10 protein-coding genes are annotated in these 14,238 nt (G+C 73.2%); 9 read left to right on the forward strand and 1 reads right to left on the reverse strand.

Features of this window, described 5'->3' with window-relative positions; genetic code table 11:
* Window positions 1-56 precede the first annotated feature (56 nt).
* From argS to OG799_RS34515, 8 genes are all read left to right on the forward strand, one after another.
* Window positions 57-1,721, forward strand: a complete 1,665-nt coding sequence (gene argS / locus OG799_RS34480) for an arginine--tRNA ligase (RefSeq protein ID WP_406041364.1) — start codon at window positions 57-59, stop codon at window positions 1,719-1,721.
* Window positions 1,722-1,728: 7 nt separating this feature from the next.
* Complete coding sequence (gene lysA, locus OG799_RS34485) at window positions 1,729-3,111, forward strand: diaminopimelate decarboxylase (protein ID WP_406041366.1); 1,383 nt, start codon at window positions 1,729-1,731, stop codon at window positions 3,109-3,111.
* The gene (locus OG799_RS34490; protein ID WP_406041368.1) at window positions 3,108-4,433 is read left to right on the forward strand and encodes a homoserine dehydrogenase; all 1,326 of its coding nucleotides are present in this window, start codon (window positions 3,108-3,110) and stop codon (window positions 4,431-4,433) included. The genes lysA and OG799_RS34490 overlap by 4 nt, the downstream gene beginning before the upstream one ends.
* Before the next feature lie 105 nt (window positions 4,434-4,538).
* On the forward strand, window positions 4,539-5,588 hold the full coding sequence (gene thrC, locus OG799_RS34495) for a threonine synthase (RefSeq protein WP_406041370.1): 1,050 nt from the start codon (window positions 4,539-4,541) through the stop codon (window positions 5,586-5,588).
* Window positions 5,589-5,693: 105 nt separating this feature from the next.
* Window positions 5,694-8,969: an efflux RND transporter permease subunit gene (locus OG799_RS34500; protein WP_406041372.1), complete on the forward strand. Its 3,276-nt coding sequence runs from the start codon at window positions 5,694-5,696 to the stop codon at window positions 8,967-8,969.
* Between the two features lie 192 nt (window positions 8,970-9,161).
* On the forward strand, window positions 9,162-9,971 hold the full coding sequence (locus tag OG799_RS34505; RefSeq protein WP_406041375.1) for a polysaccharide deacetylase family protein: 810 nt from the start codon (window positions 9,162-9,164) through the stop codon (window positions 9,969-9,971).
* Between the two features lie 21 nt (window positions 9,972-9,992).
* A complete protein-coding gene (locus OG799_RS34510) occupies window positions 9,993-11,237 on the forward strand; it encodes an MFS transporter (RefSeq protein WP_406041377.1) in 1,245 nt (414 codons plus the stop codon).
* 239 nt (window positions 11,238-11,476) lie between these two features.
* Complete coding sequence (locus tag OG799_RS34515) at window positions 11,477-12,535, forward strand: IS110 family transposase (RefSeq protein ID WP_406041379.1); 1,059 nt, start codon at window positions 11,477-11,479, stop codon at window positions 12,533-12,535.
* Window positions 12,536-12,613: 78 nt separating this feature from the next.
* On the opposite strand, the gene OG799_RS34520 is transcribed toward OG799_RS34515, so the two are convergent.
* The gene (locus OG799_RS34520) at window positions 12,614-13,069 is read right to left on the reverse strand and encodes a hypothetical protein (protein ID WP_406041381.1); all 456 of its coding nucleotides are present in this window, start codon (window positions 13,067-13,069) and stop codon (window positions 12,614-12,616) included.
* 112 nt (window positions 13,070-13,181) lie between these two features.
* Here OG799_RS34520 and thrB point away from each other — a divergent pair, with 112 nt between their 5' ends.
* Complete coding sequence (gene thrB, locus OG799_RS34525; RefSeq protein ID WP_406046492.1) at window positions 13,182-14,120, forward strand: homoserine kinase; 939 nt, start codon at window positions 13,182-13,184, stop codon at window positions 14,118-14,120.
* Window positions 14,121-14,238: the final 118 nt, after the last annotated feature.

Below are 14,238 nucleotides of genomic sequence, written 5' to 3' on the forward strand. Positions count from 1 at the left end.
TTCACATGCTGGGTCGCCGCCGCGGTGCCCGAGTCTACCCCCGATAACATGGGTCGGTGACTCCCGCAGAACTCGCCGAGGTCGTCCTCTCCGCAGCCCGCGCCGTCTTCACCGACCGGGGGCTGGATCCCGCCGCGCTGCCCGCGCAGACCGTCCTGGAGCGACCCCGCAACCCCGAGCACGGCGACTACGCCTCGACGCTGGCGCTCCAGCTCAGCAAGAAGGTGGGCGTGCCCCCGCGGGAGCTGGCCACCGCCCTTGCCGAGCGGCTCGGCCAGGCGCCCGGGATCAAGTCGGTGGAGATCGCCGGCCCGGGCTTCCTGAACATCCGGCTCGACGCGGCCGCCGCCGGCCAGCTCGCCAAGGTGATCGTCGAGGCCGGCCCGGACTACGGCCGCAGCGACACCCTCGCCGGGCAGAAGATCAACCTGGAGTTCGTCTCGGCGAACCCGACCGGCCCGGTGCACATCGGCGGGGTCCGCTGGGCGGCCGTCGGCGACGCGCTCAGCCGGCTGCTCCGCGCCACCGGGGCGGAGGTCGGCACCGAGTACTACTTCAACGACGCCGGCTCCCAGATCGACCGGTTCGCCCGGTCGCTGCTCGCCGCCGCCAAGGGCGAACCGGCCCCGGAGGACGGCTACGGCGGGGCGTACATCGCGGAGATCGCCGCCGAGGTGGCCCAGCGCCGGCCGGACGTGCTGGAGTTGGACGACGCCGCCGCCCAGGAGGTGTTCCGGGTCGAGGGCGTCGCGCTCATGTTCGAGGAGATCAAGTCCTCGCTGCGCGACTTCGGCGTCGAGTTCGACACCTACTTCAACGAGAAGGACCTGCACGACCGGGGCGAGCTGGACCAGGCACTGGCCCGGCTGCGCGAGCAGGGACACGTCTTCGAGTCCGAGGGCGCGACCTGGCTGCGCACCACCGACTTCGGCGACGACAAGGACCGGGTGCTGCGCAAGTCCAACGGCGAGTGGACGTACTTCGCCGCCGACTGCGCGTACTACCTGGACAAGCGCGAGCGCGGGTTCGAGCGCGTGGTGATCATGCTGGGCGCCGACCACCACGGCTACATCGGCCGGATGAAGGCGATGGCCGCCTGCTTCGGCGACGACCCGGAGCGCAACCTGGAGATCCTCATCGGCCAGTTGGTCAACCTGGTCCGCGACGGCGCTCCGGTGCGGATGAGCAAGCGGGCCGGCACCGTGGTCACCCTGGAGGACCTGGTCGACGCGATCGGCGTGGACGCCTCGCGCTACGCGCTCGCCCGCTACTCCAGCGACTCGCCGATCGACATCGACGTGGAGCTGTGGACCCGGGCCACCCGCGACAACCCGGTCTACTACGTCCAGTACGTCGCGGCCCGGACCGCAAGCGTCGGGCGCAACGCCGCCGAGGTGGGGCTGACCCGGGGTGACGCCGCCGACTTGAACGCCGGGCTGCTCTCCCACGAGAAGGAGAACGAGCTGCTCAAGGCGCTCGCCGAGTTCCCCGCCGTGGTCGCCTCCGCGGCGGAGCTGCGCGGGCCGCACCTGGTCGCCCGCTACCTGGAGCGGCTGGCCGGGGCGTACCACCGGTTCTACGACAACTGCCGGATCCTGCCGCGCGGCGACGAGGAGGTCACCGACCTGCACCGGGCCCGGCTCTGGCTGAACGACGCCACCCGGGTGGTCATCGCCAACGGCCTGCGCCTGCTCGGCGTCTCCGCCCCGGAGAGGATGTAGCCCACCCATGCGTGCTCATGAGGCCGGTGCCCTGCACGGCGACATCGGCAGCCGGCCGCCCTGGCTGCGGCCCCCGGGCGACGTCAACGCCCTGGTGCCGCAGCTCTGGCCGCGCAACGTCGCCCGCGCCGCCGACGGCGCGCTGGAGGTCGCGGGCCTGGGCGTCCGCGACCTCGCCGCGGAGTACGGCACCCCGGTGTACGTCCTCGACTCCGACGACCTGCGGTCGCGCTGCCGGGAGTTCCGGGCCGCCTTCCCGGACGCCGACGTCTACTACGCCGGCAAGGCGTTCCTCTGCCGCGCCGTGGTCCGGATGATCGCCGAGGAGGGCATGTTCCTCGACGTCTGCACCGGCGGCGAGCTGGCCACCGCGCTGTCGGCCGGGATGCCGGCGGAGCGGATCGGCTTCCACGGCAACAACAAGTCCCTGGCCGAGCTGGCCCGGGCCCTCGACGCCGGGGTGGGCCGGATCATCCTCGACTCGTTCGCCGAGATCGACCGGCTCACCGCGCTGGCCCGCGAGCGCGGCGTCCGCCCCAAGGTGCTGATCCGGGTGACGGTCGGCGTCGAGGCGCACACCCACGAGTTCATCGCCACCGCGCACGAGGACCAGAAGTTCGGTTTCTCGCTCGCCGGCGGGGCGGCCGCGGCGGCGGCCTTCAAGGTCCTCGACGAGGGCGTGCTGGAACTGCGCGGCCTGCACTCGCACATCGGCTCGCAGATCTTCGACGCCAGTGGCTTCGAGGTGTCCGCCCGCCGGGTACTCGGCCTCCAGGCGCAGATCCGCGACGCCCGGGGCGTGGAGCTGCCCGAGCTGGACCTGGGCGGCGGCTTCGGCATCGCGTACACCACCCAGGACGACCCGGCCGCGCCGCACGAGCTGGCGAAGCGGCTCCGCAAGATCGTCGACGGGGAGTGCGCGGCGGAGAAGCTGACCGTGCCGCACCTGTCCATCGAGCCGGGCCGGGCCATCGTCGGACCCGCCGTCTTCACGCTCTACGAGGTCGGCACGGTCAAGGACGTCGACGGGATCCGGACGTACGTGAGCGTCGACGGCGGGATGAGCGACAACATCCGTACCGCGCTGTACGACGCGTCGTACTCGGCGACGGTGGCCAACCGGGCGTCGGTGGCGGAGCCGCTGCTCGCCCGCGTGGTGGGAAAGCACTGTGAGTCCGGGGACATCGTGGTGAAGGATGAATTCCTGCCCGCCGACGTGCAGCCCGGAGATCTTGTCGCGGTGCCCGGCACCGGGGCGTACTGCCGGAGCATGGCCAGCAACTACAACCATGTTCCGCGGCCCCCGGTCGTCGCCGTACGCGACGGTCGGGCCCGGCTGATCGTCCGCCGGGAGACCGAAGAGGACCTGCTCGCATTGGATGTCGGATGACCTCACCCGTTCGCTTGGCGCTGCTCGGCTGCGGCACGGTCGGCAGCGACGTGGTGCGGCTGCTGCACGAGCAGTCGGCCGACCTCGCCGCCCGGATCGGCGCCCCGCTGGAGATCGCCGGCATCGCCGTGCGCCGGGTCGGGCGGGACCGCGGCGACCTGCCGGTCGACCCCGCCCTGTTCACCACCGACCCGCTCGGCCTGATCAAGCGGGACGACGTGCACGTCGTGGTGGAGGTCGTCGGCGGCATCGAGCCGGCCCGGGGCTGGCTGGTCGAGGCGTTGCGGGCCGGCAAGAGCGTGGTCACCGCCAACAAGGCGCTGCTCGCCGAGGACGGCGCGACGCTGCACGACGCGGCCGCCGAGGGCGGGGCCGACCTTTACTACGAGGCGTCCGTCGCCGGGGCGATCCCGTTGCTGCGCCCGCTGCGCGAGTCGCTGCACGGAGACCGGATCAACCGGGTCACCGGCATCATCAACGGCACCACCAACTTCATCCTCTCCGCGATGGACGCCACCGGCGCCGGCTTCGCCGAGGCCCTGGAGGAGGCCACCGCGCTCGGGTACGCGGAGGCGGACCCGACGGCCGACGTGGAGGGCTTCGACGCCGCCGCCAAGGCCGCCATCCTCGCCTCGCTGGCGTTCCACACCCGGGTCACCGCCGCCGACGTGCACCGGGAAGGCATCACCGAGGTGACCGCCGCCGACGTGGCCAGCGCCAAGGCGATGGGCTGCACGATCAAGCTGCTCTGCATCGCCGCCCGCAACACCGACGCGGCGGGCCGGGAGTCGGTCGGCGTCCGGGTGCACCCGGCGATGATCCCGCTGACCCACCCCCTGGCGAGCGTCGGTGACGCGTTCAACGCGGTCTTCGTCGAGGCGGAGGCGGCCGGGCAGTTGATGTTCTACGGTCGGGGTGCGGGCGGCGCGCCGACCGCCAGCGCCGTCCTCGGCGACGTGGTGGCGGTGGCCCGCAACCGGATCGCCGGGGTGCACGCGGCCAGCGAGTCGGCGTACGCCGACCTGGCGGTGCGGCCGATGGGCGAGGCGCTGACCCGCTACCACATCAGCCTCGACGTGGCCGACCGTCCCGGCGTGCTGGAGGCGGTGGCCGGGGTCTTCGCCCGGCACGAGGTCTCCATCGCCACCGTGCGGCAGGGCCCGGCGGGTGGCGGCCCGGCCGGCCGGGGCTCCGACGCCGAACTGGTCATCGTCACGCACGTCGCGCCGGACGCCGCGCTCGCGGCCACCGTCCGCGCGCTGCGCGGGCTGGAGATCGTCCGCTCGGTGACGAGCGTGCTGCGGGTCGAGGGCGGGCTGTAGGCGGTGTCCCGTCAGGTGGTTAAGGGCGGGTGTGCCGGGCGGCGGCCCGGGACGCTGGTCCAGGCTTGACGGGCGACAGCGGCCGGTAGAGGCGAGGAGAGCGACATGTGGCGGGGTCTGATCGAGACGTACCGGGACCGACTGCCGGTCACCGACGCCACCCCCGTCGTCACCCTGCACGAGGGGAACACCCCGCTGCTGCCCGCGCCGGTGCTGTCCGCCCGGCTCGGCTGCGACGTGCACCTCAAGGTCGAGGGGGCCAACCCGACCGGCTCGTTCAAGGACCGGGGCATGACCCTCGCGGTCTCCAAGGCGGTGGGAGCCGGCGACAAGGCGATCATCTGCGCGTCGACCGGCAACACCAGCGCCTCGGCCGCCGCGTACGCCGCCCGCGCCGGGATCACCTGCGCGGTACTGGTGCCGCAGGGCAAGATCGCGCTGGGCAAGCTGGCCCAGGCGCTGGTGCACGGCGCCAAGCTGCTCCAGGTCCAGGGCAACTTCGACGACTGCCTGGCGCTGGCCGGCAAGCTCGCCCAGGACTACCCGGTGGCCCTGGTCAACTCGGTCAACATCGACCGGCTGCACGGGCAGAAGACCGCCGCCTTCGAGATCATCGAGGCGCTCGGCGACGCGCCGGACATCCACTGCCTGCCGGTCGGCAACGCGGGCAACGTCTCCGCCTACTGGATGGGCTACTCCGAGGAGGTGCGCGACGGCAACGCCACGAAGTCCCCGAAGATGTACGGCTTCCAGGCCGCCGGCGCCGCGCCGATCGTCACCGGCCAGGTGGTGCCGGAGCCGTCCACCATCGCCACCGCCATCCGGATCGGCAACCCGGCGAGCTGGACGAAGGCGGTCGACGCCCGGGACGCCTCGCAGGGACTGATCGCCGCGGTCACCGACCGGGAGATCCTGTCGGCGTACCGGCTGCTGGCCCGGGAGGTGGGCGTCTTCGTCGAGCTGGGCAGCGCGGCCAGCGTGGCCGGCCTGCTCCAGCAGGCCGCCGCCGGCAAGGTGCCGTCCGGCTCGACGGTGGTCTGCACGGTCACCGGCCACGGCCTCAAGGACCCCGAGTGGGCCATCTCCACGGCCCCCGCCCCGATCACGATCGCCAACGACCCCCTGGCCGCCGCCCGCTCCCTCGACCTCGCCTAACCCCCACCGGTCCTCGCGCCGGTGGGGGCGGGGCGGACGGGGGAGATCGGGTCGGGCAGACTTTGCCTACCCCGTATACCCCTTCCTCAGGAGTGAGCCACGCCGATGTCGCTGCTCGCCAGATTCAGCCTCGCCAACCGAGGGCTGGTCGCCCTCATCGCGCTGGTCACCGCGGCGTTCGGGGCGTACGCCGTGCCGTCGCTGAAGCAGCAGCTGCTGCCGTCGCTGGAGTTCCCCGCCGCGTTCATCGTGGCGGCGTACCCGGGCGCCGCGCCGGAGATCGTCGAGTCCCAGGTCACCGAACCGATCGAGAACAGCCTCCAGGGCATCCCGGGGCTGGACAAGGTCACCTCCACCTCCCGTGAGGGCTCCACCACCGTCCAGGTGCAGTACGAGTTCGGCACCGACCTGGACGACGTGGTGAACAAGATGCAGACCGCGCTGAGCCGGATCGACGCCCAACTGCCCGCCGGGGTGGATCCGCAGGTCATCGCCGGCAGCACGGACGACCTGCCCGCCGTGGTGGTCGCCGCGACCGGCGGCGACGACGAGCGGGCCCTGGCGGAGAAGCTGCGCCAGAGCGTCGTACCGGAGCTGGAGGGCCTGGACGGGGTCCGCACGGTCGAGGTGACCGGCACCCGCGACGAGGTCGTGCTGATCACCCCGGACCCGGCGAAGCTGGCCGCGGCCCGGCTCGCGCCCACCGCGATCGCCGAGGCGCTGAAGACCAACGGCGTCGCGGTGCCGGCCGGTGCGGTCGCCGACGGCAGCCGGTCGCTTCCCGTGCAGGTCGGCACCCCGGTCCGGACCCTCGACGACCTGCGCGGCATCGTCCTGGCCACCGCCCCCGCGGCCCCGCTCCGGCTCGGCGACGTGGCCCGGGTCGAGCAGCAGCTCGCCCCGGCCACCGCGATCACCCGGACCAACGGCAGGCCCAGCCTGGGCATCGCCGTCACCGCCACGCCTGACGGCAACGCCGTGGCGATCTCCCACGAGATCCGCGACCGGCTCGACGACCTGAAGTCGGCCTCCGGCGCGGACCTGACCGTCGTCTTCGACCAGGCCCCGTTCGTCGAGCGGTCCATCGAGAGCCTCACCACCGAGGGCCTGCTCGGCCTGCTGATGGCGGTCGTGGTGATCCTGGTCTTCCTGCTCTCGCTGCGCTCCACGCTGGTCACCGCGGTCTCCATCCCGCTGTCCGTGCTGGTCGCGCTGATCGCGCTCTGGGCCGGCGACTACTCGCTCAACCTGCTCACCCTCGGCGCGCTGACCATCGCCGTCGGCCGGGTGGTCGACGACTCCATCGTGGTGCTGGAGAACATCAAACGGCACCTGGAGTACGGCGAGCCGAAGCGGGACGCCATCCTCGGCGCGGTCCGCGAGGTGGCCGGCGCGGTGACCGCCTCCACGCTCACCACGGTCGCCGTCTTCGCGCCGATCGCACTCGTCGGCGGCTTCGTCGGGCAGCTCTTCGCGCCGTTCGCGATCACCGTGACGGTCGCCCTGCTCGCCTCCCTGCTGGTCTCGCTGACCGTGATCCCGGTGTTGGCGTACTGGTTCCTCAAGCCGCCCCGGGCCGGCGCGGACGACGCGGCGGCCCGCCGCGCCGCCGAGCAGAAGGAGCTGCGCAGCCCGCTCCAGCGGGTGTACCTGCCGGCGATCGGGTTCGCCACCCGGTCCCGGAAGACCCGCTGGATCACCGTCGGGCTGGGGCTGCTGGTGCTGCTCGGCACGTTCGGGCTGGCGCAGAAGCTGGAGACCAACTTCCTGGACGACTCCGGCCAGGACACCTTCAACATCAGCCAGGAACTGCCGGCCGGCACCGGGCTCGCCGGCACCGACCAGGCGGCCGCGAAGGTCGAGGCGGTGCTGGCGCGTACCGAGGGCGTCAAGACGTACCAGGTGAGCGCGGGCGGCAGCGACCAGCCGTGGGCGGGCGGCGGCGGCAACAACACGGCCACCTTCTCGGTCGCGCTGGACGAGGGCACCGACGCGGCGAAGGTCAAGCGGGACCTGCGCAAGGAGTTCGACGCCCTCGGTTCCGACGCCGGGGAGCTGAGCTTCGGCGCCGGGCAGAACACCTCCGCCAACCAGCTCGAGGTGGTCGTGCAGGCTGCCGACGCCGAGGTGCTGACCCGGGCCGCCGAGGCCGCCCGGGACGCGATGGCCGGCACCCCGGGCGTCGAGGACGTCTCCACCAGCCTGGCCGACCGGGTGCCCCGGATCGACGTCACCGTCGACCGGGTGGCCGCGGCCCGCGCCGGGCTGACCGAGGCGGCGGTGGGTCAGCTCGTCGCCCAGGCGTACCGGGGCGCGCCGCTGGGCCAGGTCGGCCTCGACGGAACGCAGCAGGACGTGGTGCTGAGCACCGGGGCCCGGCCGCCGATGAGCGTGGCCGAGCTGCGGGCGCTGCCGGTCGGCCGGGTCAAGCTGGACGACATCGCCGACGTGAACCAGGTGGAGGGGCCGCAGCAGGTCACCCGGATCGACGGTGAGCGCAGCGTCTCCGTCACCGGTACGGCCACCGGCTCCAACCTGGGCGCGACCACGCAGGAGCTGCACAAGCGGCTGGACGCGCTGGACGTGCCGGGGGCGACCTTCGCCGTGGGTGGCGTCAGCGCCGATCAGAAGGACGCCTTCGCCGACTTGGGGCTGGCCGTGCTGGCCGCCATCGCGATCGTCTTCCTGATCATGGTAGGCACGTTCCGCAGCCTGACCCAGGCGCTGATCCTGCTGATCTCCATCCCGTTCGCCGCCACCGGCGCCATCGGGCTGCTGCTGGCCACCGGGACGCCGCTGGGCGTGCCGGCGCTGATCGGCGTGCTGATGCTGGTCGGCATCGTGGTCACCAACGCGATCGTGCTGCTCGACCTGATCAACCAGTACCGGGCGCAGGGCCGGAGCGTGACCGAGGCGGTGGTCGAGGGTGGCCGGCGCCGGCTGCGCCCGATCCTGATGACCGCGGTCGCGACCATCTTCGCGCTGCTGCCGATGGCCTTCGGGCTCACCGGCGAGGGCGGCTTCATCTCGCAGCCGCTGGCCGTGGTGGTGATCGGTGGCCTACTCAGCTCGACGCTGCTGACCCTGATCCTGGTGCCGACGCTCTACACGATGGTGGAGCGCACCAAGGAGTCGCTACGGCAGCGGCGGGCCCGGGGTACCGGTCGCTCCGCCGCCGCCGGGTCGGCGCCGGCCGGGGTCCCGGCGGCCGTCGGGGCCTTCAGCGGCGACCAGCGGGCGGAGGCCGGGGTCGCCCCCGCCGAGCGGACGGTCGCGGCGCCGCCGGTCCGGCCGTCGGCGGCGCTGGTCGACGGGACCGACCAGTTCGAGGTGCTGCGCCTGCCGAAGACCCGCCGGTCACCGTTGCCGCCCACCGAGTGAGCGGGTGACCTGGAAACGCCCCCGGCCGGCCAGCGCCGCCGGGGGCGTTTCCGTCCGCGGGGGCCGTCGCCGTCCGCCGGTGCCGGCCGCCCCGCGTCGGATGTCCGACGATGTACCGTGAGTGAGTTGTCACATACGGTGAGTCTCGGATCGCTCCGGGAGGGGCGATCGGCCGAAGCGGGGGCGGGGGTCATGGCGGACGGTGCTGGCCGGTGGGGCAGGCGGGCCGTGCTGCGCCGGACCGCCCTGCTGGCCGGCGGCGCCGCCCTGGGCGCCGCCGCCACGTCCGAGACCGCCTGGATCGCCGACCGGCGGCTCCCGCTCGCCGGCGGCCCGGCCAGCGCCACCGTGGGCAGCCGCCACCAGGAGGTCGGTGCCGGCGCCGTCGAGGTCACCTGGGGGGTACGCACCACCGACCGGCTGGTCGCGCTCACCTTCGACGACGGCCCGCTGCCACAGTGGACGCCGATGGTGCTGGACACGCTGGAGGAGCACGCCGTACCGGCCACGTTCTTCCTGGTCGGCGCCCGGGTCCGGGAGCACGCGGCGCTGCTGCGCGGACGGCTGGGCCGGCACGAGGTGGGCAACCACAGCTGGGCTCACCACGACCTGGCCCGGCTCGACGCGCACGCCGCCTACGACGACCTGCGGCGCAGCCACGACGCGATCGCCGAGGTGACCGGCGTGCCGCCCCGACTGGTACGCCCGCCGTGGGGGCACCTCGGGGGCGCGGTGCTGCACGCCGCCGCCCGGCTGAACTACCGGCTGGTGCTGTGGACGCTGCAGATGGTCGAGGGCGAGTTCCCGGGCGACCCGGCCGGCCACGCCCGGCGGATCGTCGCCGACATGCAGCCCGGCACCATCCTGCTCGGCCACGACGTCGGTACGGAGCGGCGGCTGGTCGCGCTCCGCGGGCTCCCGGACATGATCACCGGGCTGCGGGACCGCGGCTACACCTTCGTGACGGTCTCCCAGCTGCTCGGGCACAGCACGGTCGTCTGACCGGCCCGATAGGGTTCCGGCGTGTCACCCACCCTCTCGGTCCTCGTCCGCAACCGCGACTTCCGCAACCTGTTCCTCGCCGAGCTGGTGGTCTTCGGGGCGGACTGGTTCGTGATGGTGCCCCTGCTGGTCCTGCTGCCCGAGCTGACCGGCAGCGGGGTGTGGGGCGCGCTGGTGCTCGCCGTGGACACCGGCACGGTGGCGCTGATGCTGCCGTACACCGGCACCATCGCGGACCGGTTCGACCGCCGGAAGATCATGATGATCGCCAACCTGGCGGCCTTGGCCGGTGTCCTGCTGCTGCTCGGCGTCCGCAGCGCCGGGACGGCCTGGCTGGCGATGGTGGCGATCGGCGCCGTCGCGGTGGCGAAGGCCTTCTACTCGCCCGCCGCCCAGGCCGCCCTGCCCAACGTGCTCGACCCGGACGACCTGGCCGCCGGCAACGCCGTCGCCGGATCCGCCTGGGGCACCATGACGGTCGTCGGCGCCTCGCTCGGCGGCATGCTGAGCGCCGCCGCCGGCCCGTACGCCTGCTTCTGGGTGGCGGCGGTCGGCCTGGCGCTCGCGGCGGGCCTGGCCGCCCTGATCCGCCGGCCGTTGCAGTCCGCTCGCGAGCCCGACGGCCCGGTCCAGCGGACCTGGCCGGCGATCCGGGAGGCGTTGCGCTACATCGCCCACCGGCCCCGGGTGCTGGCGCTGGTCACCGTTAAGTCGGCGGTCGGGCTGGGTAACGGCGTGCTGACCGTGTTTCCGCTGCTCGCCGGCGTGTACGGGGTCGGCGCGGTCGGCACCGGCCTGCTGTTCGCCTCCCGGGGCGCGGGCGCCCTGGTCGGGCCGATCCTGATGCGGCGGGTGCTCACCAACCGGGCCTGGCTGCTGCCCGGTCTGGCCCTGTCGATGTCCCTGTACGGCGTGGCCTACCTGGGCGCCTCGGTGGTCAGCTGGTTCCCGCTGGTGCTGGTGCTCGTCTTTCTCGCCCACTTCGGCGGCGGCAGCAACTGGGTGCTGTCCAACTACGCCCTCCAGGGCGAGGTGCCGGACCGGTTGCGCGGCCGGGTCTTCGCCACCGACATGATGCTGGCGACGCTGGCCATCTCGGTCAGCCAGCTGGTGGTGGCCCTCGTGGTGGACACCGTGAGCGAGCGGACCGTGCTGGCCGGCTGCGGCCTGGTCACCCTGCTGTACGCGGTCGGCTGGCGGCTGGCCACCCGCCGGCTGTCCCTCACCGATCCGGCGACCGAGCCGGAGTCCACCCCCGCCGCCTGACAGTGAGGATGTAGGGGTGGGGTCACCCGGTCTGGTCTGACTCACCGCCTGACCGACGATGTTGTCCTGCTGAGGATCCGTCGACCGGTTCCGGGTGGCCCCGTTCCTGCACGTCACTGGCAGGGGCGTCGTGACCTGATAGGAGCCTGTGCAAGAGGCCCCGCCACTGTCCTGTCCGCCCGTCCCAGCGGTGCGTGCCGACCCTGTTCGGTGCAAGCGAAAGGGACGACGGTTCCAGCATGACAGCCAAGAAGCGCAAGGTCACCGGCGGCGTCGATACTCACGGCAGAACGCACCACGCGGCCGTGGTTGACCAGACCGGACGTGTACTCGGTGATCAGCAGTTCCCCGCCACCGCGGCCGGTTACCAGCAGCTGCTGGTGTGGCTTCGCACCTTCGGCACGGTGGTGAAGGTCGGTGTCGAGGGCACCGGCGCCTACGGCGCGGGCCTGGCCCGCTACCTGAGCGGCCAGAAGATCACCGTCGTCGAGGTCGACCGGCCAGACCGTAAGACCCGCCGGGTGAAGGGCAAGTCCGACCCGATCGACGCGCTCGCCGCCGCCCGCGCCGCGCTGTCTGGACAAGCGTGCGGCGTACCGAAGACCCGAACCGGACCGGTCGAGGCCATCCGCGCGCTGCGGGTGGCCCGCAACGGCGCGGTCAAGGCCCGCACCGCCGCGATCAACCAGCTCCACGGTCTGCTCACCGCCGCACCCGAGCCGCTACGCGCCGAACTCGCCGGCTACTCAGGCGCTGCCCTGATCAACCACTGCGCCGCCCTGACCTACGACGACACCCGGCTCAGCGACCCCGCCGAGGCCACCAAAGCCTCCCTCGCCGCGATCGCCGCCCGGATCCACGCCCTGACCGCGGAGATCACCCTCGCCGACCAGCGACTACGTCCCACCGTCGCCCGCACCGCCCCCACCCTCAGCGCCCTGTTCGGTGTCGGACCCGAGGTCGCCGGTCAACTCCTGGCCACCGCCGGCGACAACCCCGACCGGCTGCGCTCCGAAGCCGCCCTGGCCCACCTCTGCGGCGCCGCACCCATCCCCGCCAGCAGCGGACGCACAGACCGCCACCGCCTCAACCGCGGCGGCGACAGAGCCGCGAACAACGCGCTGCACACGATCGTGCTCAGCCGCATGCGCTACGAACCCCGCACCCGCGCCTACCTCGACAAACGCACCAAACAAGGCCTCAGCAAAAAAGAGATCATGCGATGCCTCAAGCGCTATGTCGTCCGCGAGGTCCACACCGCCCTACTCGCCGACTTCACCACCCTCGACACCCCTTGACATCCATAGGAGCATCCGCGCCGGGCCGCGCTGCCCGCGTCGGCGCGATCGGCCAGGGCCGGTACGGCCCCGGGGTCGTCAGCCGTGGTCGACGGTCTGCGGCGGTGGGGTGGGGCCGGGTACGTCCGGTCCGGCCCACTGCTGCGGCCTGGGTTCACCGCTGTCTGGCTGCCAGCCGCTCCAGGGGGTCGGCGGCGGGGGTGGGGCGGTCGTCCGCCGTCCGGTGAGGGCGGCGGCGACGAGCAGGCCCAATCCGGCCGGGTGCAGGAGTGCCAGCAGCGGCCCGACCACCAGGGTCAGCCGGCTCATCTGGACGGCGCTCCACCCGTCGGCGACCAGGCGGGGCAGCGCGAGCACCCAGACCAGGTTGAGCAGCGCCCCGAGCAGCAGCACCGCCGCCCCGGCGAGCAACAGCCCCCGTGGGCCGCGCGGCAGCCGCCGGCTCACCAGGGCCAGCACGAGCCCGGTCGCCAGCACGATCAGGGTGGGGAGTTGGGTGACCAGCTGCCAACCGGAGTAACCCAGGAATCGCACGTGGCCTCCCGCCGTCGGTGGATCGGCGTCAGGCTAACGGAATAGCGCAATTCCCATGGGTCGGGCGAACCGCCGCGATGTCGGTCCCGGGCCCTAGCATGAGCCGGTGCCGATGACTTTCACCTCCGGTCCCGTCCGGGTCCGGACGCCCGCGACCAGCGCGAACCTGGGCCCGGGCTTCGACGCGCTCGGCCTCGCCCTCGGGCTGTACGACGACGTGGCGGCCGAGGTGACCCCGGGCGGCGTACGCGTGACGGTGACGGGCGAGGGCGCCGGCGAGCTGCCGGACGACGAGCGGCACCTGATCGTGACGGCGATGCGGGCCGCCTTCGACGCGCTGGGCGGGCAGCCGCCGGGTCTCGCGCTGGAGTGCGTCAACCGGATCCCGCAGGCCCGCGGCCTGGGCTCGTCCTCGGCGGCCATCGTCGCGGGTGTGCTGCTGGCCCGCGCGCTGGTCGCCGGCGGGGCCGAGCGGCTCGACGACGACGCGGTGCTGCGGCTCGCCGCCGAGATCGAGGGGCACCCCGACAACGTGGCGCCCTGCCTGCGTGGCGGCTTCACCATCGCGTGGACTGAGCCGTCCGGCGCGCGTGCGGTGTCACTGGCCGTCGCCGACGGCGTCCGGCCGACCGTCTTCGTGCCCGCGGAACGCGGCCTGACGGCCGCCGCGCGGGCCGCGCTGCCGGCCACCGTGCCGCACGCCGACGCCGCGCTGAACGCCGGCCGGGCGGCGCTGCTGGTGCACGCGCTGACCGTGGCGCCGGCGCTGCTGCTACCGGCCACCGTCGACCGGCTGCACCAGGACTACCGCGCCGGGGGAATGCCGGGGACGGCGGCCCTGGTCAGCGCCCTGCGTGCGACGGGTGTGGCGGCTGTGGTCAGTGGGGCGGGGCCGACGGTGCTGGCCCTGACCGAGGTGTCGGAGGGCTTCGACCCGGGAACAGACTGGCAGCCCTGGCAGTTGCCGATAGACGTCAGCGGTGCCCGGGTTGCCCGGGGTAGACTGGGACACGCCGAGCGGGACCCTGTTGCCGCAGGTCGCAAGAGTTGATTACGCTCTAGACTCAGCACAGCCGCGAAGCATGCGATCTCCTGCGGGTCGGCGCACCCCCGAAGCTCTCGGCGGTCAGCCCGTCACCCCTGCCAAGGCCCACGCCGCACCGCAGTTT

The organism is Micromonospora sp. NBC_00898 (assembly GCF_045207895.1).
GTDB lineage: Bacteria > Actinomycetota > Actinomycetes > Mycobacteriales > Micromonosporaceae > Micromonospora.